The sequence below is a fragment of the Acinetobacter sp. NEB 394 genome (assembly GCF_013374795.1).
GTDB classification, from domain to species: domain Bacteria; phylum Pseudomonadota; class Gammaproteobacteria; order Pseudomonadales; family Moraxellaceae; genus Acinetobacter; species Acinetobacter johnsonii.
Genome location: NZ_CP055277.1, coordinates 661,811 through 687,443 on the forward strand (window position 1 = coordinate 661,811; position 25,633 = coordinate 687,443).

The following is a 25,633-nucleotide window of genomic DNA, read 5'->3' on the forward strand; positions in this document are numbered from 1 at the left end:
TTAATCCCCCTTTGGTACTGGACCAGACATACTAGAGTGACGCGAGTCCCCGAGTACTGAAATAAGTAGCATGGTTGCACCCACAACCGTGATATAAACCCCGACATCGAACAGTGCAGCTGTCGCTAAGTGCATTTCACCTAAGATCGGTGGCGACACATAAAAGTGTGCACTGGTGAGGAATGGACGTCCCCAGAACCATGCACCTAAGCCTGTTAATCCTGCAATGACCAGACCAGTTCCAATCCAGATTTCATACAAACGACCTGACTTGGCTTTGAGCAGCTGTTCCGCATGGTCTTGACCGAGTGCCATGTACTGAATAATCAAGGCCAAAGCGGTAATTAGACCTGCGATAAAACCGCCTCCAGGCAGATTGTGTCCACGCAGGAAGATATACAGACTGACCACCAAGGCAATCGGTAAAATCCAAGATGCAGTGATACGAAGCATCAATGGCGATGGATTAAAACGGTAACTGAGACCTTGGGTCATAGTCGTGCCGTGGGTACGCATACCATCCATTAGGCACAGCGCGCCAATGCCTGCAATGCCGAGGACGGTAATTTCACCGAAGGTATCGAAACCACGGAAATCGACTAAAATTACGTTGACCACGTTGGTACCGCCGCCTAATGGAATCGACTGCTGCATGAAGAACCATGAAATGGAGTTGTGATCACGGGTCAAGATGAGCCATGTGATCCATGCAATGCCGAGCCCGCCGCCAATCGCAATCAGGGCATCTCGCCAACGACGTGAGACACTCGACTCATAGGGAGTGAGCTGTGGTAAAAGCGATAAACTCATCAATAACAGTACGGTGGTGACTACATCGACGGTGATTTGTGTCAAGGCCAAATCAGGTGCAGAGAAGCAGATAAAGACCATAGTTACGACTAAACCAATCGCGCCACTGATCAATACCGCTTTAATCCGTTCGTGGTGGAACCACAACATCATCCAGCACGAAGAGAATAACAGTAGCCACAGGACAATCGCTAAAGCAGGGGCATGGGTGAGTTCACGGGTACCTGTGGTCAGTCCTTGTCCTAAAAATGGAAGTGAGACTATGGCAATACTGAAGATCACAATCCAAAGAATATAGCTTTGTAATTTACCGTTTTCAGTCCAGCGTTTAAATTTGCGCGAGTTGAGTAGGAGTGACTTCAGGAATAAGTCAAAGGCAACTCGACCTTGTAGACGACCTAGGTATGGATCGAGATCAATTTCTCGAATTTTGCCACCTTTCGCCAGACTGAAATAGAAAATCAGACCGCCAATCGATGCAATCAGGCTCATCAATAATGGCATGTTAAAACCATGCCATAGGGCAAGATGTGCGCCTTCAAAGTCCATCACTTGGGTGCTAGCGCGTGCTGTGCTATTGACGATATTTTCAACTAGTAGAGCAGGGAATAAGCCGACTAAAATACAGAGAATCGCCAGTAAAGTAGCGGGTGCACGCATGCCAAACGGCGGTTCATGTGCATCTTTGTTCGGAACTTGCTTGCCTAACGGGCCATCGAAGAAAACCCCATGCACCAAACGCACAGAGTAAGCCACTGCAAAAATCCCCGCTAGTGTCGCGACAATCGCCGAGCAGATGAGCACAGGACCAGACAGATTGCTGAGCAGTTCAGTAAAGAACATTTCTTTAGATAAGAAACCGTTGGTCAAGGGTACGCCAGCCATCGATGCTGCAGTGACCATCGTCAAAGTGGCCGTATAAGGCAACAGTTGCCATAACCCACTAAGCTTACGTAAATCACGTGTGCCTGACTCATGATCGATAATACCTGCGATCATGAACAGCGCTGCTTTAAAGGTGGCATGGTTAATAATATGGAAAATAGCCGCAGCCACAGCCAATGGTGATCCGATTCCCAAGAGACACATGATCAAGCCGAGATGGCTGATGGTTGAATAGGCCAATAAACCTTTCAGGTCTTCTTTAAAGATGGCAAAAAATGCAGCCATACACAGGGTAAATAAGCCAATAAAGGTGACCAAATTATGGAACAGTGCCGCACCTGCAAAAATGGGTAACAGTCGTGCCACCAAGAAAATGCCCGCTTTTACCATGGTTGCTGAGTGCAAATAAGCAGACACGGGGGTCGGGGCAGCCATCGCGTTGGGTAGCCAAAAATGGAATGGAAATTGCGCACTTTTGGTAAAAGCACCGAGTAAAATCAGCAGCAGCGTAGGAACAAATAAAGCATGGCTTTGAATCTGCGCTGTCATCGTCAAGATTTGATCAATCTCGTAGGTGCCTGTGATTTGGCCGAGCAAGATGAAACCACCTAGCATGGCTAATCCGCCCATACCCGTAATGGTCAATGCCATTCGTGAGCCACGTTGCGCCGCGTCGTAATTGCTCCAATAACCGACCAACAGAAAAGATGAGATACTGGTCAACTCCCAAAAAACGAGGAGTAAAATTAAATTATTGGAGAGAGAAATCCCGAGCATGGCTGCCATGAACAACATGAGCAGTAGATAGAGTTTATTGAGAGAATTTTTTGGGCCTAAATAAAAATAGGCATAAATATAAATGAGCGTCCCGATGCCACTAATGAGTAAGGCAAAGAGTAGGCCTAATGCGTCTAGACGGAAGCTGAAGTCAATTCCAAGCTGCGGCAACCATGACCACGACTGCGTAATGACAGCGCCATTAAACACCTCTCGTGCTTGGGTCAGTAATAAGCCTAAACTTGTCATACTGACCCCAACAGCTGCGAAGGCGGTTAGCCTGCGTGAGCTCTGCTTCAGTAATGAGACAAGGGTTGTGCCAAGTATTAACGGTAACAATATAATAATCGGTAGCACACTCGTTTCCATTGTCGTGAATAGGTCAAAACCTATTGGTGAATCTCATCTTTCAAGGATTACAGGACTGCAAAGAGCAGCCCAAGAGTTTCAATCTTGAAAGCCAATGTGAAATTTAAAAATAATGAAGTTGTGTTGCGCAACTCATGAAGCGTTATAGCAAAATCCGATTTCAGTTGGAAATTTGCAAGTAAAACCGATCATATAACATGACTAAAACAACATCAATCTTTTTTGCGCTGACGCAAAACATTATACGCGTGATGGTTGTTTCTTGGTGGATGGCAGGTACTTTCTCAGTGCAAGAAATGTAAAAAAGCGACCATTGGTCGCCTGTTTTTGAGGGTTGAAATAGATATGCTTATGAAGCAGGCTAAGTTAATGGATTTGCCGATGAAGCATCATCTTCGGCACTGAGTAAAGTAATCAAATGCTGTTGCTGTTCGGGAGAAAGCTGCTGTTGAATCTGTGTGAATAATTCAGCCACACTTAAATCTTGGGGTTCAGCCGCAATCGGTTCGGTGCTTCCAATGGTCGCTTCATGATTGGCAAGGTTTTGGTAAATGACATCGAACTGATGTTGCAGTGGTTCGAGTTGGATCGGACTTAATTGCTTATTTTCCAGTTTGAGGCATTGAAACTCGCTGGCTTGTTCCAGCAACTCACTTCGGTTGCCTGAGGCAATAATTTGTAGTCGAGGAAAAGCCTGATTTAAACGTTTTAAAATGACTTGCGCCATATTTTGATCCAATTGATGATCAATCGCGTCAATCAACAGTACGCCGTCACCTTCTAAACAGGGGAATAGGCTTTCAGGATTGAGTAGGCATAAACGTCGCACAATATCGCCAACGAGCGCCACCCAGTTGCGAATACTATTGGAAAGCTGTTGATAGAGCATGATGTTGCCATGGTAGCGCACCATCAGTTGTAACTTGGGGTGATATTGCAGATAAATATCTTCTATTTCGGGCAGAACGGTTGCTAACGCTTGCTTAAGTGCTTGTAGGCTGGGCGACTGGATGTGTGCTTGAGCTTGAGCCAGTTTATAGCTTAAGGGAATATCGGGTGGCATGCTTTTGGGCTGATGCAATATCGTTTGTAAAAACTGTGCAGTTTGCGCATTTTCAATATCGCTGATTTCACGAAACCACTCAAAGAAGCGTGCAAAGGTGGTATAGGGAATAGCTGAAATTTCATAGGCATGTGCATGTTGGAAAATCAGGGGATTGTTCTTGCTGAGAATATTCATCTCATTGACAAAACGTTCCGCAGGATAATATGCAATCAACGGCAAACCTTGCAGCGGATCCTGTAACGTTGCCTGCTGATATAAATTCACCAGTTGTTCGAGTTCCAAGGTTTCAACTCGACTGATGCCAATACCTTGTTGGTTTAAGGTTTTGTAGAGTTGCCATGTATAAGATTCGGGCGCAGTATCGGCTGCCGTAGGTTTGAGAGCATACAACTCAGCGGGCACAGCAACTTGAATATCAATTTTGGACTGAAGGCGGTTCAGCATAATGTCGTGATCTAACATCACCACACCTGCAGAGCGTAAATCTTTATAACGGGCCGCAAACCAAGTCAGAGCCTGATAGCTAAAACGTAAGATCGAGGTCTTGCCTGAGGCTTGATCGCCTAAAATTAAAGTGACGGGTTTATCGTGATAAGAAAAATCGACTTTAAGGTCAGCAAAATGCAGGATGTGTTTCAGGTGAATCGATTGAATTTTCATAGAACACCCGCAGCGGTTGTGACTATTTTTACATTCGACTATCCAACAACTTTACGTAATGAGCTTGGCATTTGTTTTTTCAGCTGTTGCATCAGGTCGTAAATGTGATGGATATTTAGACTTACTTTAGCACGTGTACAGGCCACGTAAAGCAGTCTTAACTCTTCATCACTAATTTTATGGTCTTTGTCGTTGACCTTGAACTGGTAATCATCTTCGATGTGAACGCGGTTCCACTCTAGGCCTTTGGCTTTGTGTGCGGTGGAAATAATATAATCCGCTTGTTCAATCGGCGTAATCTTCGCGAGGGCTTTTTTGAGTGGATCGGTGCCATGATCATCCACCAATTTCACTAAAGGCTTGATGTCGCTGCCGTCATTGGTTTCGCAATACTCATGTACATCATGCCAAGAATTAAACCAGGCCAGTTCAGGCACATCGGTGACGCGCTTACCTTGTTTCAACATCGCTGCGGCATCGACAAAGCGGTTCAGTTTGACATGGTCGGCTTGTAAGCTGACTTTGTCGCCATGAACTAATCCTGAAAGCAGCAGTTCCATAGCGCGCGCATTGGTGCGACATAAAATCGCATCGCGCATTTTGGTATGAGGTTTGTTGACCACTTTGGAGTTGAGCAGAGGGTTGCCCATGAGCGGCACGGTTTCATTCAAGGCGCCTAAAATAGCATTGGCATGCAATGCAATCTCTTCACCAAAACGAAACGAGGTGGTAAGGCGTGACTCAGGCAAAGGCAGTTGTTGCATGGCATTGACTGCGCCGCGCCATGCATAAATTTGTTGGTGTGCATCTCCGACATAGATCACTTGTGTATTACGCTGCTTCAGTAAGATGCCCAACATCAGCGGATCGGCATCTTGTGCCTCATCAAACAACACATAGTCACTTGGGATATTGGGTTCAGACAACGCCCACAGTTTTAAATAAATATCGTGACCAATCCCAGCTTGATGATTGGGATCGATGGACTCTAACCAACGTCTTTCAATGGCAGGGTAGAGGTGCTTTTGTAGTGAATCGATATCATCGGGATGTAACCAGCTCGGTGCTTGTAAATGTCGCGGTGCTGGGTACTGAGAACTGGTTGAACAGAAGTGACTCACGGCATTCGCCACAAGACTGGCCAAGCGTGATGGCATCAATACATATTTTTCATAACGTCCGCCCATCATCCGTCTTAAAGTGATGGGTTCAAGGCGGTATTCTTTGGCGATAAAACTCGGACTTAAACGAGGCAGACGAAGTTTGTCCGTTACTCCACGTGGAACACTGCGAAAAGCAAGCGAGTGAAAGGTTCGGCAGTCGACATTGCCATGAAACTTCATTTGCGCTTCGCTGGCAATGGCTTTGTTGAACGCTAAATACATGCCTCGTCTTTGCGGCATAGCATCGCTAATCATTTGCAGTGTGGTGGTTTTACCTGTGCCTGCGTAGGCAATTACTTTAAACGATTTGCCCAGACGCGCGTTATCAATGGCAATGGCTTGCTCATAAGTCGCGCTCGGTTTGATGATATTCGACACAGGCAATAAACTTAGTGGCTGCGGTTGGCTTTTTCAAGCAAACCAGAAAGCCCTTGACGACGTGCCAATTCATTGAGAACCAATTGAGGGTCTAAGTCGAAATAACCTAAAACCACAATCGTATGGAACCAAAGATCCGCCACTTCATAAATCAAATCATTTTTATGATCTTCATTGGCTTCAGACTTAAAGTCTTTCGCGGCAATCACAGTCTCGATGGCTTCTTCACCGACTTTTTCTAAAATTTTGTTGAGACCTTTGTGGTACAGCTTTGCAACATAAGACGAGTCTGGATCCGCTGCTTTACGCTCAGCCATCATTTGGCCGAGGTAAGACAAAACTTCAACTTGCTCAGACTGCGCCGTTGAGGCATTCATCGCCAATGTATGTGGATTGGTTGATTTTTCACCATAAATCGCGTTCGGGTCTTTGAGCTGTGCATCCACAATTTCCCAGCCATTTGGCGTGAGTTTACGGTAGAAGCACGATTCGCGACCTGTATGACAGGCAATTCCGCCGTGCTGTGCAATTTGCAGCACAATTACATCGGCATCGCAGTCGAGACGAATTTCATGTACGGTTTGAAAATGCCCAGATTCTTCGCCTTTGTGCCATAATTTGTTGCGTGAACGAGAGAAATACACGGCTTGGTTTTTCTCAGCCGTCAAAGCCAAAGCTTCACGGTTCATCCATGCAACCATCAAGACACGTCCCGTTTGGTGATGCTGTGCAATGGCAGGGACTAAACCTTGTTCGTTAAATTTTACTTCATCGAGCCATTGCAAATTGTTCATAAGATTTCACCAAGCGAATAAATATTGAGAGTGTTACGATGTTAACGTAGCGCGCTATAGTCTACGTGATTTAAACAGAATAGAGGAGAAACTTTCTACAGTTATCTCACAGCGGCTTAATTGATATATTTTAGAAATTCAACCATCAGTCACCCATCCAAAGCGGATGACGATGATTGTCATCGCATTCTACACAGAATGATTGTTTTGTTTTGCAATATCCCGATAGTTCATTTGACTGAACATGCCTAATTTTAAACCTGAAATTGTCACCGCCATTTCTTTACGGAAATAGGGAATTCGATACATCCAAGCAAAGCTTAAATCTCGTAAACCACCTGCCCACCATAGGTCAGATTGGTAAAGTGGTGTAAGTAAACGACTTAAAAATTGATAGAACGCCGTCGAACTTTGACGGTGTTGATGATAAGTTTGCCAGAGTTGAACATAATCAAGGGCTGCATTTTTTCTTGCGCTTTGAACCGCTTGTCCCAAAGCCCATGCATCTAAAAGGGCCATATTTGCACCTTGCCCCAGTTGTGGACTCATCGCATGTGCTGCATCACCCATGACACCGATACGACCCTCACCAAACTTAGACAGTACTACATCACGATAATTTGCAGTTAACCATTGTGATTTTTGTTCAGGCTGGGCAATGACTTGTTCTAACCAATCCGCAGCAGGTTTCCAACGCTTAGACACTTGGTTTAACCAGTCTGAGTGAGCTTGTGAATTGTGTAGAAAGTTATTTAGCTGATGGCTGGGAAGACTCCAAAAAATACTCGACAGTCTTTGCTTGGGTTCATGTGGCACTGTACCTGTCGGTAAGATGCCCATCATCATTTTAGAGCGATCATGAAACTGATGTAAAATTTCTGTATCTAATTCAATACATTCGGGAACAATTGTCCATTTGGCTCCCCAAGGATAAGCTTGATCAACCTTTACCCATTCTTTCGGTCTTAAAAGACTGCGTGCGCCATTGGCAATGATCACCGCATCAAAAGCTTGATCAAATGATTCACCATCTTTTGTACCCAAAACACGCACTTGATTGGATGTTTCTTCTAATGTTTGAATGTCGGTATTCATTTGCCAAGTAATCAGTTCGGAATATTCACGGCATTTATTTTCTAAAACATGACATAACGTTGCTCGATGGATACCGACACCATAAAAATCAGGATGCGCTTGTTGATAATGACTATTGACCAGTAAATTTCCACTCGGTAACTGACCTTTGAGCCCAGTGACTTTTGCACCCAGTCTTAAAACCTCATCTAAAAGGCCTAAATGCTCAAAAACAGCTAAACCAGAAGGCTGTAGTAACAGTCCTGCGCCGACAGGTTCGAGTTCTGAGGCTTTCTCTAAAATACTGACTTGAATATTTTGTCGAGCCAGTAAAATCGCAGTGGCTAACCCTGCGGTTCCAGCACCGATGATGGCGAAGTGGGGCGGGTGATTAGGAATCATAGATCGAATGATTTAACCATTGTCTAAAATGAATGCGTAACGAATATCATCAGATTTTTTTAATTGGTCGATGTTGATTTGAATGAAATCTTCTAACGAGCTTGCAATCACATTTTTTCCACGATTCATTTTGTAATTCAATGACTTGACCATATTTTTTTTGTTCACTTAAAATTATTGTTAGCATAGAAAAAATGTAATCTCGATTTTTCTTTATTTGGTCAGATTAAACAAGATTACATTCATGCGCAAATTTTGTTTATAAATCTTGTATGACCTGTGCAAAATGCTGTTTTTCCACTATTTCCAAGAACTCATCACCTAAGCGCTGACTTTCAGAAATACATTGGTTCCACATTTGAATGCGCTGTTTTTGGTCGAGCCCTTTGAGTGTGAAATCTTTACGATCGGGCAGGCGTCCTAAAGGTAAGCTCTGTAAATAGTCTTGGGATGGGGACAATAGCAGCGTACGGGCTTGATTTTCAGGATTGGCGTGACGTTTAAACAGCTTATCAAACCAACCGGGCGTAATGCTGTCCGTAAAGTGTGGATAAAGCACAATGCCTTGACTCTCAAAAGGCAGATCGATGTGATAGTCAATCAGACCACCATCACGATAACTGCCTTGTGGTGCATCTGGAATATCACGAATCGCGGCCATCACGCCTGGAATAGAGGCTGAGGCAATCAACCAAGGCAGAACGTTTGCAGCGGTGAGGCTGTGATAATGAGTGAGGAAATCATCTTCTACTTTAAATTGTTTGCCATTGCTGGGCTGACTAATCACTCGTTGCATAAAGTGGCGACTATGCTTTCGCGCAACAGCGGTTGTGCCGATGATACCTGCCACAGAAGCTAAGAGCGGGAGAACTTGGTCACTTTGGAAGATGTGTTGAGCCTTAATCGACAGTACCGCGAGGTGGTAATCGGGATGATTGACCAATTCCGCTTCTTTGCCTTGCACCAAGTCGAGCAGCATGCCACGGCAAATATCACTGACTTCTTGACGCTGCATTTTTTTGTCAAAATAGAGATTGGTATAGAGTTCACCTAAACGTTCGGTACCTGCTTTTGCACCGTGCGCTAAGATGCTGGCAAAGCGCCAACTGCCAATGGACGAACCAATCAAAGTCCGTCTTTGCGGCGCACGAGCAAAGAATTCACCAAAAATAGCTTGGTCTAAACCTTGAATCCCGATCCCTTTGGGCCCACCTGCGGCACCGGGTACAATATCGACCTGCTCAGCTTGTAAGCCTTCGCTTTGAATGAGTTGACGTGCTAATTTACCTGCACGAATGCTTAAAGCTGGAGGGTGTTTATGCAGGATTTGAGTCATCGTGATCATTCAAAATAGACAATATGTATTGTCATTTTAACTGGTGAGAGAATGAGCGCATTGGCAAAAGTGATCCAAGAATGACTTGGGAGTCACTTCCGACATAAAACCTAAACATAAAAAAGCCTGAGAGACTCAGGCTTTTAATACAGCAGAAAGCGTCTATTTAAACACGCGCCACACCGCCAGTAAGCTGGTGAGTACAATTAAAATCACTGAAATAAACCAAGGCGAGATAATCGCAATCGACAGCAAAATGGCCATGAGACTGCCAAAAATCCAACTGCGTTTTTGCTGATGCTCCATTTGTAGGCGCATACTTTGCAGTTCATTGAGCTGTTTAGCATGCCAAGCTGATTGGTTTTTGAGACCATTTAAGCTATCGACCAACAGCGTTGGGAAGTCTTGTGCCCCTAAAAGTAAATCTGGAATTTTTTGTCCCAGCTCTTTTAGGTTCTTTTGTGGATTCATTTGCGCTTTGATCCAATCGGTCAGGATTGGCTTTGCCAAACTCCAAATGTCCAGCTCTGGGTAAAGGTCTGTACCTAAACCCTCAACATGCACGAGGGTTTTAAGCAGCAGCATCAGCTGTGGTGGAATTTCCAAATGGAAGCGTCGTGCAATATCCATCACTTGAATCAAAATGCCCGCGAAGTCCAATTCATGCATAGGTTTGGACACCATTGGCCCGACCGTGCGACGCATTTCACGTGCTAGTGCATCTTGGTCTGTGCCCGGTGGAATCCAACCAGCTTGATGCACGATTTGAATCAGTTGCATAAAGTCGCTGTTCATGACCGCAAGCAGCATACGCGCCACGGTCATTTGGTCGTGCTTCGACAACTCACCCATAATGGCACAGTCTAGTGCAATATAGCGGGGTTGGCTTGGGTTTAGGGTTTCAACGAAGACATTGCCCGGATGCATGTCGGCATGGAAAAAGTTGTCACGGAAGACTTGGGTAAAGAAAATGGTTAAGCCTTTTTCCGCCAGATCTTTACGATCCATTCCCAGCTTTTCAAAGGTTTCAATGTCTGAAATGGGAACGCCCGTAATGCGTTCGGCCACCATCACGTCTTTGCTATCCATATAGACTTCAGGCACATACATCATGCTTGAGCCTGTAAAATAATGGCGCATACGACGGGTATTGTCGGCTTCTAAAGTCAAATCCAGTTCATTTAAAATGACCTGACGATAGTCCTGAATAATTTCAGATAAGTGCAGTGCACGCGCGGCTTCTAGGCGTTTTTCTAGAAAATCACCTAGCCATTCTAAAATTTCAAAGTCTTGTAAAATTTGACTACGAATAGCGGGACGGGTGACTTTCACCACCACTTCGCGACCATCATGTAAAGCGGCCGTATGTACTTGAGCAATCGAGGCTGCTGCCAAGGGTTGTTCGTCGAAGCGAGCAAACAGCGTGTTTACATCGGCTTTCAGTGAGTCTTGAATGCGTATTTTCGCCACATCAGAACCAAACGGTTTGACACGGTCTTGGAGTAAAACCAGTTGTTGTAACACTTCAGGTGGAATTAGGTCACGACGAGTAGACAGTAGTTGTCCCATTTTAATCGCCAGTGGTCCCATTTCCTCTAAAGCTTGTTTGAGCTTCAGTGGATTTTTTCGTTCACGACTGGACCATGCCGCAGGGTGCATACGAATTACACCCAGCGCATGGCGCGCTTTTTCAGGCAATTCTTCCGCAGGAAACAACGTGTCGAGTCTATAGTGCGCGGCAATGCGCCAAAGTTCGAGTAAACGTGAAACGTGCGGAATCATATATGTAAATACCTAGTTTTGAGTTGAGTCTTGAGTGTCAATCTGTGCTTGAAGCTGTTGAATTTTGGCTTCGGCACGATCTAAGTTTTGATTAAAAATACGGGTGTCTTGATGCAGATCATCCATTTGCCAACGTGGGGCAAATAGACCACTGTCTTCTTTCAAGGCATCTTCAGCAAAGAAAAAATGACTTTGTAAGGCCTGTTTGATGTGTTTTGGGGCCAGCTGAATTTTAGCCAATTCATGCGCCAAACTTGGGCCAATCCATGGGCTTAAATACGCAGCCAAGTCAGGCTCAGCGTGTTGCATAATCCGTTGAATATCCTGTAGAAGGTGATAATCACCTTGGAGCGGGATATTGCCGATATCATCCGCCAGTAATAGCTTGAGCAGCTCAACCACATTGGCCACCGTTAAAGTTGCGGTTGCTGGGGTGTGAGACTGAGTTTGGTCAAAAGGGCGTTGTTCGAAAATGGACGCTGTTTCACTATGCCCCGTAACGGTAGGTTCTAAGCGCACTTTAGCTTGATCAAAGAACACATCTACAGACAGTTGTGGGGATGCGATCACCACACGTAACATCTTGCCTTGTAGTTCATTGAGCTGGATGCGAGTGATCGCATCCAAATTAATCACATGATGAATTAATCGTTCAACTGCACCGAGTGCCAGAATCGACCACATAATTTGCCCTTAAACGTTTAATTTTAAAGTTTAAAACCACGGTGTACAGCAACGATACCGCCTGTCAGGTTATGATAGTCGCAGTTTTGGAAGCCTGCATTTTCCATCATACCTTTCAATGTACGTTGGTCGGGGTGCATACGAATGGACTCGGCTAAATATTTATAGCTTTCTGAGTCATTGGCAATGATTTTGCCCATGATCGGCAGTGCGGTGAACGAATATAGATCGTACAGTTTTGAAAAAGGCTCAAACACAGGTTTAGAGAACTCTAATACCAGTAGGCGACCACCTGGCTTAAGCACGCGGTACATCGCTGCAAGTGCTGCATCTTTATCGGTCACATTACGTAGACCAAATGAGATCGTGAGTAGGTTGAAGCTGTTGTCTTCAAACGGCTCTAGGGTTTCAGCATTGGCTAATACGAAGTCAACATTGGTACAGCCTGCATCAATTAAACGATCACGACCCACATTCAACATCGATTCATTAATGTCTGAAAGTACCACATGACCAGTAGGGCCGACTTCACGACTAAACACTTTAGCCAAGTCGCCTGTCCCGCCAGCAATATCGAGCACGCGTTGACCACGACGTACCCCTGACATATTGATCGCAAAGCGTTTCCATAGACGGTGAATGCCAAAAGACATCAAGTCATTCATAATGTCGTATTTGCTGGCAACCGAGTGGAAAACTTCCGCTACTTTTTGAGCTTTATCTTCACTGCTCACCGTCTGGTAACCAAAGTGTGTGGTATTGCCGACGTTGCCTGTGTTAGCTCCGCGAGGAAGATTGTATTTGGGTACAGAACCCGTCACAGGGGTATCAGTCAACTGTTGTTGTAATGATTTTTGCTGACCTTGCGCCGTGCCTTGGGGTAATGGTTCAGTTAAAAATGGACTCACTTTGTCTGTGTTTTGTGCCGACTCTTGAGTAGCGGTAGGCGTTTGATTTTCATTCGACATGGGAGTCACTCCTAACATAGCAATAGGGTAAATGTTGCAGTGCATGCATGATGACAGATTCTAGGACGTTGTACAGTAACCATCATGCAATTGTGCTGAATAATATACAGAAAAACAGCAGAGCAAAGCTGCTGCTGGCTTATTTTTATCAAGTCATTCGTTGAAATTTACTGAAAAGGATACAAATGCCCCGCATGGACTTTATCAATAATTTGACGTTCCACCGCAGTAAAGTCTTTCACAAATTTCTCCGCCGACTTTAGCGGTTTCATGGCCAAAAAGCCATCCTGCATAAATTCATACATGACATTGAAGTTATATTTGTTGGCCGTCCCTTTACACATCTTAAAAGCGGTATAGACCATAAAAGAGCGCATGTATTTATCGAGGTTCTTACCCAATTGATCGAGTAAATACAGCTGTTTCAAGCGTTCTTCGCCTTGTTCTAGTTTTAAATAGGCTTGGCGCATCAAATCATCGGTTAAGGCTTCAGAGGGATGGTGATCTTTCAGCAATTGCATCGCCACTTTTTCATCCAGTCGCACCGCCAAAATAGCCAACTCAACCCCAGAGGTACCTGTTTTAATGGCATTTTCAGGAATTAATTTCTCTGCTTTGTGCGCATATTTGCTCAAGCGCGCAATTTGTCCTGCCAAAGCGTCAAAATCTGGGCCACCATATAAACGGTTGATAAAATACTCGGCCATCAAGAGGTTCTGTTTTTCTGCGAAAGCACGGTTATGCGTGCGTTGCATCCGTTGCTTTTGCCAGACTTGCACATCTTGTAAACGTTGGAAGAGCACCGAATCTTGATGATAATGCAATTGGTAATACTGTTCTAAAAGCTCATCGAGGGCGGCGAGTTTGGACATTTGCTGTCTCAGTTCTATTTAAAGATAGCTAAATCTTAGTGCGTGATGACGGAACTCGCTATGACAAAGTGACAAAAAAACTATTTATTTGTGGTCAGTTTGATGTAGAAGTAGTCAAAAGATACATATGAAAATCATCTAGACCATCATCTTTTAGGATCTAGTGATCTGATTAAATAGAAAAAAGGAGGGGGCCATGGATACAGAAACGATCGTCAGTACAGTGCTGAATGAAGAACAGCTTTCACTGGACTTAATTGAAGCGCAATATGCGTTGATGAATACCCGTGATCAGAGCAATGCAAAAAGTTTAGTGATTTTGGTCAGTGGAATTGAACTTGCGGGTAAAGGCGAAGCGGTGAAACAGCTGCGCGAATGGGTCGATCCGCGTTTTTTATATGTCAAAGCCGATCCACCGCATCTGTTTAATCTAAAACAGCCTTTTTGGCAGCCCTATACTCGATTTGTACCTGCCGAAGGGCAAATTATGGTGTGGTTTGGTAATTGGTATGGGGACTTGTTGGCTACGGCCATGCATGCTTCAAAGCCTTTGGACGACACTTTGTTTGATGAATACGTCAGCAATATGCGGGCTTTTGAACAGGACTTAAAAAACAACAACGTAGATGTCTTAAAAGTTTGGTTCGATTTGTCGTGGAAGTCTCTGCAAAAGCGTCTGGATGATATGGACCCGAGCGAAGTGCATTGGCATAAGTTGCATGGGCTAGACTGGCGCAATAAAAAACAATATGACACCTTACAAAAGCTACGTACGCGCTTCACCGATGACTGGCAAATCATTGATGGTGAAGATGAAGATTTGCGTAATCACAATTTTGCACAAGCAATTTTAACAGCGCTGCGACACTGTCCAGAGCATGAAAAAAAGGCCGCGCTAAAGTGGCAGCAAGCAGCGATACCGGATATTCTGACTCAGTTTGAAGCCCCTCAAGCTGAGGATGCAAACTATAAAGCAGAGCTCTGTACACGACAAATTTCATAGGATCCTTGTCCTATCAGGCTTTTTCTTTCTTAAAATTGCTAGCACTTTCTTAAATTCTTCTTTTTTTCCAAAACCAATCAAACGTAGAATAGCCATTTGAACATAGTCCAAACCGTAGCGAAATAAACTTACTGAAAGTCGTCCATGCTTCTTTATTTTTATCGCTTTTTTCCGATCATGTTGCCATTCACCTGTTAAATAGCACCAACAGAAACCGATAGCTAGCACTGCTATCAATTTCTTGACTCGTCTAGGGTCTGTTAAACGAGTATTTTCAAGATTGAATCCACGTCCTTTGAGACAACTAAATAACGTTTCGATTTCCCAGCGTAATGCATAATCACGAATAGCAGAAGCATTAAACATAGGAGAAACAACAAGTAAAAGCTCTCCATCTTCTAATCGTAGCGCACTAATATACAGTTTCACTCGACCAACCCAAATACGTCGTTTACGACATTCAGTTTGACCAACTTGAAGATGACGAAATAAATCACTAATTTTATGATTCTTGGCTAAGTGATTGGTCACAATAAAGTTTTTTTAACACGTATACAGAAGTTAATGTCATTTTCAATTAACCATGTAAACCATTTCTCACCGATAAATTCTCTGTCTGCAAACACATTCACAATACGATCTTTACCAAAAATGGAGATAAAGCGTTGAATCAAAGCAATACGCTCTTTTGTATCTGAATTTCCACGTTTATTGAGCAATGTCCAAACAATAGGTATCGCTATTCCACGATAGACGATGGCTAACATCAAGATATTAATATCTCGTTTTCCCCATTTCCAATTAGTTCTATCCAAAGTTAATTGGACTTTATCGAATGAAAATATATTGAAAATTAACTGAGAAATTTGACGATAATCGAAATACTGATCTGCAAAGAAGCGTTGTATACGTCGATAAAATGATTGTGGTAAGCACTTGATGGGTAAGGCTTTAGATGCAGAAGAAAGATTACATGTCTGTTTTACAATTAATGCAAGCATAATCAGTGTAAAACATTTTGCATGTGACTTGTTCCACTTTAGATATTTGTTTAAGATGAGATGTAACTCATTGAAATGTGTCATCATATTCGTCGTCAGAAAACAAGTATTATGCCATTATTTCAATGAGTTATCTTTTTTTGTCGTGTACAAAGAAAGCAGAGTTAAAAAAACTCACTAAACAAGTGGCCGATGCCATCCGCTGTGATGACCGTAAAGTGGTGATCGCTTTTGAAGGTATGGATGCCGCTGGGAAAGGGGGGGCGATTAAGCGCATTGTGAAAAAGCTCGACCCGCGAGAATATGAAATTCATACCATTGCCGCACCTGAAAAGTATGAGTTACGCCGTCCTTACCAGTGGCGTTTTTGGAGCAAATTGCAGTCGGATGACATCACTATTTTTGATCGAACGTGGTATGGACGCGTTTTGGTAGAACGGGTAGAAGGCTTCGCAACCGAGGTGGAGTGGCAACGCGCTTATGCGGAAATCAATCGTTTTGAAAAAAACCTCAGCAACAGTCAAACCGTACTGATTAAGTTTTGGCTGGCGATTGATAAAGATGAACAAGCAGCGCGTTTTAAAGCCCGCGAAAGTACTCCGCATAAACGCTTTAAAATTACCGAAGAAGATTGGCGCAATCGCGACAAATGGGATGACTATTTAAAGGCAGCCGCGGATATGTTTGCACATACCGATACGGGTTATGCGCCTTGGTATATTATTTCCACCAATGATAAACAACAGGCCCGAATTGAAGTCTTAAGGGCAATTTTAAAACAGCTCAAAGCGGATCGCGATACAGATTAAAAAGCTTAAAAACGGTCATTTGAGCTAATGTGAGTTGGTTAAGTAGTTTCGTATTAACCTTTTAACCTGAGCTCGACAAAAATACGATACACGGAAATGTCATTTGCAACCTGCATGGTGTAAGTAAAATAATGTCTGCGATTTATTTTAATAAATCCAAAAAGAGAACAGGTTTTGCAGATGAAAATGGTTTTGCCTACTTTTCCCGAAAGAAAAGTAGGGCGAGCCTCTGGATAGTGATGAAATTGGATAAGAGCCTGATAAGACTCTGCCAAGATAGTTATTTTTCAATAAGTTGGTGGAATATTTGAGTCGATTTCAGGTTGCATTTTTAGCTCTTTATTGCGGAGTCTTACCGCTTAAAGTCTAATTTTTGGAGTTCGTTTGGTTCTTTTGTTTAGCCAAAAGAACCAAAAACATTTGTCATTCGCAAAACCTGTTCAATTTTTGTATATAAAACAACTTTTATTGCAAAAACAGTCCATTTTAAAGGCTGAGCAGGTTGCGAATGACGTTGTTGTGTATCGATGAGAATTTAGAGTTTAAAAAGACATGCCAGTCGGCTTTTTAGTGGACTGGCATTATGGTCATTTGATCGTTTTTTAGAGGCGGATTTAGTTCTTTAACTTAAGGGAATTTGAGTCACTGGCGCTGCAACAGGAATTCCTTGTTCAGCGGCTTGTTTCAGTTGAATGCCTTTGGCGAGCTTATACGACTCTTCCACATGGGTTTCCGCAATTTTTTTCATCACGACATAACCCAAGCTGGCCGCAATCATTTGTCCACCTAAGGGAATGAATTTGGTGACTTGTTTGGTGATGTATTTGGCTGCCATGTTATTGATGGATTTTTTCACGGCTGTACGTGCCACCACCAGTCCAGAGAACTCCACACCACGTTTACGTAGTTCTGACCAATGTATTTGCTTGGTTTCTGGGTCGTAGACACTGACTTGCTCAGGGGTTAAACCAAAGCGGGCGTTAATTTCTGGAATCAACTGCGACAATATGCCCACATCAATCACCACATCAAGGAAAGGGACTGGAATAACCGCTGCACCTGCGGAAAAATAGGCGCGCTTTTTGACTAAGTCCAAACATTCTTCACGGATTTGTTCTAAATTTAAAGAGGGATCAATTTTTTCTGGAATATGCTCTAATTTCATTTTCTAAATCCTAAAATATCCTGATTCACATTGATTCTAGTTTTGCTTAAAGTACGTATTTTAAAGCAAATTTTAAATAGAAATATGTCATCAAAGTGACATAGACAGAACCAGAAGTATAGTCAATAATCTGTGTACTTTTGTAGATTTTTCATAAGATGGTTATTTGAGAGGAAACATGGCGATACACGTAATACAAAGTCAGCGTATTGATGTTCTGTTGCAAGCCATGCAAAAAACCGTCTTTAAACCGGCCAAAAATGCCTTTCAAGTGCTGCAAGCACAGCATTTTATTGTACCTTCACCTGCGGTTGAGGCGTGGCTAACGCAAAAGTTGGCAGAACAGCAGGGCATCAGTGCCAACACGCAGTTTCATCATAGTATTCGTGGTTTTCAATGGTCGGCTTATCAGTGGGTTTTGGTCGACCAAAAAGATGAAGTCCGTAAAGCCAATATTCCGCGATTGATTATTAAATGGCGTGTCTTTCAAGCCTTAAAAGAATTTATACAAGCCGAGCTGAATCCTTTAGAGGTTGCTCATCCGTTGTATCCGATTATTCAGCGGATCTATGCCAGTGCTGACCGTTTGCAACAAGGCATCGATAAACAGCTCAAAAAGCAAAGCATGCTGTATTGGGTCGCGGAGCAGGTTTCACGGCTGTTTAGTTTTTATATGGATTATCGTGGGCATTGCACCAAAGGCTGCCCACCGCAAAGTTGCCGTTGCCAGACCAATTGGTTACAAGCGTGGGGCAAAAACCAGCCGCTCGATTTGGAGCAGATGTTCTTTAAAACTCAGCAAGAACTCAGTGCTTTTCAACTCAATCAAGCTTATGAATTGGAAGCATGGCAACGTTGGCTCTGGCAAGTGGTGTTCCATGCTGACTTTGAACAAATTCAGCGTATTGATACTGCATTTTGGGGCTTACTCGATCAAGCAGAGACCCGAGACGCTGCACTTAAAAAGTTGCCTGCACAGTTGGTGGTATTTACGGTTTTAGATTTACCGCCAAGGCAATTGGAGTTTTTACATCGATTGGGACAATACCTCGAGATCTTTATTTTTCACTATAACCCATCGCAAGAATATTGGGCGGACAGTGTCGATCCCAATTGGAAAGCGCGTTATGACGCACGGGTGAAGCAGCGTTTTATTGAAAAAAATCCAAATGCCAATGATGCCGAGATTCAGCAGTTTTTTGATGAGTTTACCCTCAATTTTAATGCAGAAACCCGAGAGTCTCGCCATCCTTTACTGACCCGATTTGGTAAACAAGCGCGCGACCATTTCTCTTTACTTTCCAGCCTTTCTTCAGGTGAAGACGGCGTCTGGGCCGATATCTTTGTCGATGAATATCCAGAAACTTTACTTGGTAAAATTCAGTCTGATGTCCTGTATTTGGTAGAACCTACGCAGCATCAGTATGCCTTGGCTGAACAAGATGATTCGATACAGATTCATGTCTGTCACTCCAGCCTTAGACAGCTTGAAGTCCTCAAAGATCAACTGACGCATTGGTTGGCTCAGGGCACGGCTGATGCACCGCGACGTCCAAGCGATATTTTAGTGTTGACGCCCAGTTTGACTGAGCTAGAACCTTTTATTCGCAGTGTTTTTGCGCCTCCTCCGCATGAGCGTGAAGCTTTGCAAAAGGGTCACCAACTCAGTAAAGACAGTATTTATCTGCCGATTAAGCTGGCTGGCGTGACTCAACTCGATGCCTTAAATGCATGGCGTGCTGTGTTGGGGCGGATGGTTTTGGTGCGGGGGCGTTTGAGTATTGAGGACTTTGCCGATTGGCTTAGTTTAAATGCAACGCAGCAACGTTATGGCTTAGACATGAATATGATTGAGCGGATGACGGAGCTGTTGATCAACGCAGGCTTTAAACGTGGATTGGATGCTGAACATTTAAAACGTAGTTTGGCCGAAGGGGATGATGACTATCGTTATAGTCTGAAGTTTGCCTTAGATCGTTTGGCTTTAGGCGTCGCTTTACCAGAGCATGTGCTGTTTCATGAGACCTTGAGCTATGCCCAAGTACAGTCGAGTGATTTTGAGCTGATTGGTGTTTTGATAGAAATCTATCAGGATTTTAAACACCGTTCCGAATGGATGATCGCGCATGAAATTGGACAACGGACGACTGCTGAAACCTGGCTGAATCGTTTGATGGAAGATATTCGCGAGTTCGAAGCTGCGGGTGTCGAGTCTTTGGCCGCAGTGTATAAGATGGTCAAAAAACAAGAACGTATGCTGACCTTGGCGAGTTTTTATGATGAACACGACCATCATGCACTGCGCGGTTTAAGTTTACCTTTGCCTTATGTATTAGAAGAAATCCAAAAGACCTTAGAAGCGCAACTGGACTATGCAGAACCCACGGGGCAGATCACGTTTAGTCAAATTGGCCAGATTCGACCTGTGCCGTATAAGTTGATCGTGATGTTGGGCTTGGACAGTGGCAAGTTTCCCAACCGCAGTGCGCATTTGCCTTTTGACCTGATGGACTTGCTGAAGCCACAACTGGGGGATCGTTCCCGTTTGGAAGATGATCAAGGGGCTTTTCTAGATGCCTTGTTGTTGGCACAAGAGAACATATGGTTATTTTATAATGGCTTTGATATCAACGATGGTGAAGTCCGTGATCCGTCTACGGTATTGCAAGAACTGATTCAGCATATGGCCTTTATTGTGCAGCCTGACATACAAAGCAAGAGTGTCAATGCAACGGTTGATAAGCATGGTGTGACTGTCCCTGCACAGTTGGCATCGCTGTATCATGTCCATCCTTTATTGCCTTTTGATCCGCGTGGTTTTGAGTCTGAGCACAGTATTCGTTTTCAGGATCAATGGTTTCAGGTCGCGAAACAACTACAGTATGCATCGGGGCAACGGAGTAGTTGGGTTAACACGCCTTATCCAAAATTAGAGCAAGATATTCAAGTTCTTGATAGTCAGCAGTGGATTCAGGACATCACTTTCCCTGCAAGGCTGTATCTCAAGACTTTAGGCGTGGAAAACTTAAAACCAGAAGAGATTCCTGCAACGCAAGAACCGTTACTGCTCGATGGTTTAGGGCGTTATGCCATTCGTCATTTTTTACAACAACATGAGGCAGCGGCAGATGCCAATCTTTTGATGGATCAACTGCCGATTGGTAAAGTCCAAGATGGGGTCTGGCAAATGAGCGTGCTTGAGCAGCAGCGCTTGCTGACACGTTTACAACGCTATGCACCCGAGGCTACAGCCACGACCCAACAAGTCTGGAAGGTGAATGAACATTTACAGATCAATGTTACTTTAGCCAAATACAGTGCTGAAAAATGGGTCAGTGTAGAAGCATCCAGTGCCAGAGCAAAGCGCCGTGCCAAAGTTTGGTTAGAGTATTTACTGTGGTTGGCTTATGTCAATTTGGGAGAGGGCGGACAGCAATATCAACGCATCGTGGTGTTTAGTGACCGAACCATTTTATGTACTGGTGTGAGTTCAAATCAGGCGCGTGAATGGCTCAAACCTTGGTTGAAAGCATGGGAGTATGCACAAACTCAGCCTTTGGTTTTACCTGCGGCCTTGTTACTGAAAATTGCAGAAAAAGATAAAACGCATGAATGGCAACTGAATGATCAGGAACAGATGGTGATTGCGGACATGGACGCCATTTATAAAGTGTGGGAAGAAGATGGTCGCTTTAGTGGTTTTTCAATGACTGAAAACGAAGCCAATAAAGCACACCGCGACTGGCAGTTTATTCTACAAGAGCAGGATGCCAAGGCATTACTTGCCCATGCCTGTGAGCAGTTTTCTTATGAACTATATCATCCGATTTTTTTGCATCAGCAAAGCCTTGAGGACTAAGTCATGAAAGCACAGTCTCAGGTCACTACATCGAACATGTCTTATCAACCCATTGCCGATATGAGCTTTCAGGGCTTGCATTGGATTGAAGCTTCAGCAGGCACAGGCAAGACTTTTACTTTATCCAGTTTGATGGTACGGATTTTTCTCGGGGCCTATTTGCCGAATCAGGTCATTGCAACCACCTTCACCCGTGCTGCCGCTGCGGAGCTGAAAAGTCGCGTTCGGGCACGCTTGGTTGAAACTTTACGTTATTTTGAAGGTTGTCAGAGTCTGACAGAGCGAGAAATACAGGCCAAAATTGCCGCTGAACAAGATCCGCTTTTTATCAAAGTGCTCACAGACTACGCACAGCGGGTCGGTTTTGCCCAAGAGCGCTTGAAGTTGGTGATTGACCAGTTAGATGAGTTATTTGTCGGGACACTGGACAGTTTTAGTCAAAAGTTACTGCGTGAGTTTTCTTTTGAAAGTGGCAAGATTGAGCGTGCGGATATTACCGATGATGCGCAGAGTTATACTCAGCAGCTCATTCATGACGTATTACGCGAGTGGATTCAGGCACAGCCGCAGCCTGTGGTGAATTATTTACTGTTAAAACAAAAATTAAAAACCGAACAGGCTTATGTGCCAATTGTTGAAAATAGTCTGAACTTTGCCTCGGCACAGTTTCAACAGGTAGAAAAACCTGTGCTTGATTTGACGCAATTTGAGCAGGCCATTGATCAATTTACCGCGCTGGATGTGGCGCAGATTGAAAGCTTGAAAGACTATTATGCACCCGAAGGGCAATACCATGCAGTGCTGGGGAAAAAGTGGCGTACCGATGCTTTGATGCAGCGTATTCTATGTCAGGATTTACCTGCTTTTTTGACCGCCCTGAAAGAGCAACGAGCTTATGCTTTATTCGCGCCACATTTTGAAAAAACCTTAAAACATCTGACTGACCTTGCGACGAAAAAAGTCTTAAACAAATGTGCTGTAGATGTACTAGAACAGTTTGAGCAGCATCCTGTGTGGCGACAGGTCCGCAGTTTCTTAGACGCGTTGGCAGAGCTAGAGCTCAATTTGGATGTGCTGGATGCCTATTTAAAATATCACTTAAGTTCTGAGGTGAAAAAGCGATTACCACAAGTCTTGCAGCAAAAGAGTGAAACGACTTTTGCCCAGCAAATTCGTACCTTGTCAGAAGCCTTACAGGGCGAACAAGGCAGGCGCTTTGCTCAGTTTGTACAGGCACGCTATCCGCTCATTTTAGTGGATGAGTTTCAAGACACCAACCAAGACCAAGATGATATGTTGGCGCGGATTTGGCGTGATGCACAGCGTTATCATCAAGGCTGTATGATTATGGTCGGTGACCCGAAACAAGCTATTTATGGTTTTCGTGGGGGGGACATGCTGACGTATAACAAAGCGCGTTTAGATGTTTTGGCAAAGCATGGTCGGCAGTATAGTTTGAAATATAATCATCGTTCTGTGCAAAAGCTGGTACAGGTGGTGGATGCTTTATTTCAACGCCAACAGGACTTTGGTGAGCAGGTCTATTACCAGCCTGTAGAAGCAGGGACTCGACCACATCCCGCTTTGGTCGATACACAGGGTGAAAACCATGTACCGCTGCGCTGGCTGTTACTTGAAGATAAAAAAAATGAAGCTCAACAAGTGGCATGGAAAATTCGTGATTTAATCAACCAAGGCATTCAACAGCAACTCTATGTGGCAGATGATCCGCCACAGTTTATGGGTGCAAATGATATCGCGGTGTTGTCGAAAAACCATGATGGCTTGGACAAAGTTCAGTTTGAACTAGAGCGTTTGGGAATTTTGGTCAACCGTCCGTCTAAACGTAGTGTGTTTGAAAGTCAGGTCGCGAAAGATGTCGGTGCGTTATTGACCGCAATGATGCATCCTTTTGATGAAGCCAAGGTTCGCCGTGCGCTTTTGAGCCGGCTGTTGGCGATAGATTTAAAACAGTTACTGGAACTGGAAAAGCAAGCCAACGGTTTGAGCCAGTTTATGACGGATTTTGATGACATCCGCGACATGTGGATCAATAAAGGCTTTTTAAGTGCATGGCAGTACGCTTTAAACCTGTTTAAAGTGTGGAAAAACTTGGTGGCTTACCAAAGCCGAGACAACGAACGGACTGTGGTTAATCTGCGACATTTGACTGAGTTGTTGAGCCAACATAGTGAGCACTTCCAAGGCGCGCAGAAACTGTATCATTGGTATCTCAAACAGTTACATTTGCCTGCGGAACGTGAGTGGGAGTTGGAACGCAAACTCTCCAATGCCACAGGCGTACAGTTGATGACTATTCATCAGTCCAAAGGTCTAGAGTTTAAAATTGTGTTTTTGCTGGGTGCCGACAAAGACTTTAAGGAAATAAATAAAACCTTAAACTTTTCAACGCTAGAACAGATCAATCCGACGACAGGGCAGAGCGAGTTACAGCGTATCGTGGCAGTAAATGATGCCAATCTGTTAGACCCAGCCGCGATTGATCAACACAATGAGCGAGCCGAAGCAGAACAGCATCGCTTATGGTACGTCGCACTGACTCGCGCCAGCCACCGCGTGTATGCCTTGCTGCAAGATCAGGAATATAAATCAAATACGGCATTAGCATTTTGGCGTGGTCAAGCAGGTAATCTGTTTGAACATCCTGCCAGTGGTGATGAAGCATTATTGGCCGAAAAGCCGATTCGTTTACAGCCAGCGGAGCAGCAAGAGATCATTCAACTGCAAGCTTTGGCCTTTCCTGAACAGCGTTTTTATCCACGTTCCAAAACCAGTTTTAGTGCGTTGGCACAGCATTTGAGTCGTAAAGAGGCAAAGGATGCCTTAGCGGTTTTGAGCGAGAAAGTGGGCAGTGCGGATGACGAGATCAATCATCCTGTGCTTGAGGATGTGGAACTGATTCAGCCTTTGGCGTGGATTAAACGGCAGTTTCCAATGGGGACGACTGCGGGAACCTTCCTGCACGAAATTTTCGAGCATATTGACTTTCAGGACTCGGGTGACTGGGGACTGGAAATTCATCGTCGTTTTAAAAATGATAGTCCCTTACTGTGGCAAGAGTTATTGGGCAAATATCAACACGAGTTTGGACAGGATGATGAAACCCAATTGGTGATGTGGATGCAAGCGTGGTTAGCAGATGTGCTAGAAACGCCTTTGCATGTAGGTTTTCAGTTGAAGCAGCTTAAAGCCGATGAACACTTGGCTGAATTTCCTTTTTATTTGTCATTGTCCGATCATGTGCTGGCGATTAAACGCATACAGGCATTGTTTCAAGAATACGGCATTGATCTGCTCGACTTAAATGAAGCCAATTCTGCTCGTTATCTGACCGGTTCAATTGACTTGGTTTATTTTGATGGTCAGCGTTATCACATTGCCGATTATAAAAGTAACTTCTTAGGGGCGGATCAGCAGAGCTACAATTATGACGCAATCCAATTAAATATGTCACATGCCAGTTATTGGTTGCAGGCGGGTTTGTATTTGGTGGCTTTGCATCGTTATTTAAAAGTGAATTTGCTGGACTATGATATTGAAGAACATCTGGGTCAGGCGAGTTATCTCTATTTGAGAGGGATGAATGGGCAGCCTGATCAAGGGGTTTTAAGTTGGCGTGCTAGTCCAGAGTTTATTTTAAGATTAGATGCCATCTTGGGGTATTTTGCTGAGGATACTTCTACTGAAAATCATGTAGGCAAAACTTCTGAATTAAGTGAAATTAGTCACTCATAAACAAAGAATTAAGTTGTGGA

General features: G+C 44.0%; 14 protein-coding genes and 2 pseudogenes. 4 read left to right on the forward strand and 12 right to left on the reverse strand.

Annotation, left to right across the window (positions count from 1 at the left end; all coding sequences use genetic code 11):
- The 10 genes from HUK62_RS03050 to HUK62_RS03095 all read right to left on the reverse strand — a co-directional run bounded on the left by HUK62_RS03050 (position 1) and on the right by HUK62_RS03095 (position 14,020).
- Positions 1–2,841 (reverse strand): monovalent cation/H+ antiporter subunit A, encoded by a 2,841-nt coding sequence (locus HUK62_RS03050; protein WP_176537055.1) that lies wholly within the window; start codon positions 2,839–2,841, stop codon positions 1–3.
- A 361-nt stretch (positions 2,842–3,202) separates the two neighbouring features.
- Positions 3,203–4,567 carry an AAA family ATPase gene (locus HUK62_RS03055; RefSeq protein WP_176537056.1) on the reverse strand — a complete coding sequence of 455 codons (1,365 nt, stop codon included), beginning with the start codon at positions 4,565–4,567 and terminating at the stop codon, positions 3,203–3,205.
- A 38-nt stretch (positions 4,568–4,605) separates the two neighbouring features.
- Positions 4,606–6,108 carry an AAA family ATPase gene (locus HUK62_RS03060; RefSeq protein WP_005400931.1) on the reverse strand — a complete coding sequence of 501 codons (1,503 nt, stop codon included), beginning with the start codon at positions 6,106–6,108 and terminating at the stop codon, positions 4,606–4,608.
- Between the two features lie 11 nt (positions 6,109–6,119).
- Complete coding sequence (gene hisIE, locus HUK62_RS03065) at positions 6,120–6,902, reverse strand: bifunctional phosphoribosyl-AMP cyclohydrolase/phosphoribosyl-ATP diphosphatase HisIE (RefSeq protein WP_176537057.1); 783 nt, start codon at positions 6,900–6,902, stop codon at positions 6,120–6,122.
- A gap of 189 nt (positions 6,903–7,091) precedes the next feature.
- Positions 7,092–8,378 (reverse strand): NAD(P)/FAD-dependent oxidoreductase, encoded by a 1,287-nt coding sequence (locus HUK62_RS03070; RefSeq protein WP_176537058.1) that lies wholly within the window; start codon positions 8,376–8,378, stop codon positions 7,092–7,094.
- 259 nt (positions 8,379–8,637) lie between these two features.
- Entirely contained in the window at positions 8,638–9,714 is a 1,077-nt protein-coding gene (locus tag HUK62_RS03075; RefSeq protein WP_176537059.1) for a patatin-like phospholipase family protein, read from the reverse strand.
- 162 nt (positions 9,715–9,876) lie between these two features.
- The gene (locus HUK62_RS03080; RefSeq protein ID WP_078388540.1) at positions 9,877–11,496 is read right to left on the reverse strand and encodes an AarF/UbiB family protein; all 1,620 of its coding nucleotides are present in this window, start codon (positions 11,494–11,496) and stop codon (positions 9,877–9,879) included.
- 12 nt (positions 11,497–11,508) lie between these two features.
- Positions 11,509–12,180, reverse strand: coding sequence for a hypothetical protein (locus tag HUK62_RS03085; protein WP_176537060.1), 672 nt, complete (start codon positions 12,178–12,180; stop codon positions 11,509–11,511).
- A gap of 23 nt (positions 12,181–12,203) precedes the next feature.
- Complete coding sequence (gene ubiE, locus HUK62_RS03090) at positions 12,204–13,148, reverse strand: bifunctional demethylmenaquinone methyltransferase/2-methoxy-6-polyprenyl-1,4-benzoquinol methylase UbiE (RefSeq protein ID WP_176537061.1); 945 nt, start codon at positions 13,146–13,148, stop codon at positions 12,204–12,206.
- A gap of 167 nt (positions 13,149–13,315) precedes the next feature.
- On the reverse strand, positions 13,316–14,020 hold the full coding sequence (locus HUK62_RS03095; RefSeq protein WP_176537062.1) for a hypothetical protein: 705 nt from the start codon (positions 14,018–14,020) through the stop codon (positions 13,316–13,318).
- Between the two features lie 196 nt (positions 14,021–14,216).
- Here HUK62_RS03095 and HUK62_RS03100 point away from each other — a divergent pair.
- Positions 14,217–15,020, forward strand: a pseudogene (locus HUK62_RS03100) (phosphate--AMP phosphotransferase); the annotation flags it as partial.
- Here HUK62_RS03100 and HUK62_RS03105 read toward each other — a convergent pair.
- Positions 15,018–16,108, reverse strand: a protein-coding gene (locus HUK62_RS03105; RefSeq protein ID WP_107010211.1) for an IS4-like element ISAba33 family transposase whose coding sequence is annotated in 2 segments (ribosomal slippage) — positions 15,018–15,568 and positions 15,568–16,108 — 1,092 coding nt in all. Because the reading frame shifts where the segments join, the coding sequence is not laid out codon by codon here. The pseudogene HUK62_RS03100 and the gene HUK62_RS03105 sit on opposite strands and share 3 nt — an antisense overlap.
- A 77-nt stretch (positions 16,109–16,185) precedes the next feature.
- Here HUK62_RS03105 and HUK62_RS03110 point away from each other — a divergent pair.
- Positions 16,186–16,833 (forward strand): annotated as a pseudogene (locus tag HUK62_RS03110) (phosphate--AMP phosphotransferase); the annotation flags it as partial.
- Between the two features lie 622 nt (positions 16,834–17,455).
- Here HUK62_RS03110 and HUK62_RS03115 read toward each other — a convergent pair.
- Positions 17,456–17,998, reverse strand: coding sequence for a hypothetical protein (locus HUK62_RS03115; RefSeq protein WP_176537063.1), 543 nt, complete (start codon positions 17,996–17,998; stop codon positions 17,456–17,458).
- A 178-nt stretch (positions 17,999–18,176) separates the two neighbouring features.
- Between HUK62_RS03115 and HUK62_RS03120 the strand changes: the two genes are divergently transcribed.
- Positions 18,177–21,857 (forward strand): exodeoxyribonuclease V subunit gamma, encoded by a 3,681-nt coding sequence (locus tag HUK62_RS03120; RefSeq protein ID WP_176537064.1) that lies wholly within the window; start codon positions 18,177–18,179, stop codon positions 21,855–21,857.
- 3 nt (positions 21,858–21,860) lie between these two features.
- On the forward strand, positions 21,861–25,613 hold the full coding sequence (locus HUK62_RS03125; RefSeq protein ID WP_176537065.1) for a UvrD-helicase domain-containing protein: 3,753 nt from the start codon (positions 21,861–21,863) through the stop codon (positions 25,611–25,613).
- Positions 25,614–25,633: the final 20 nt, after the last annotated feature.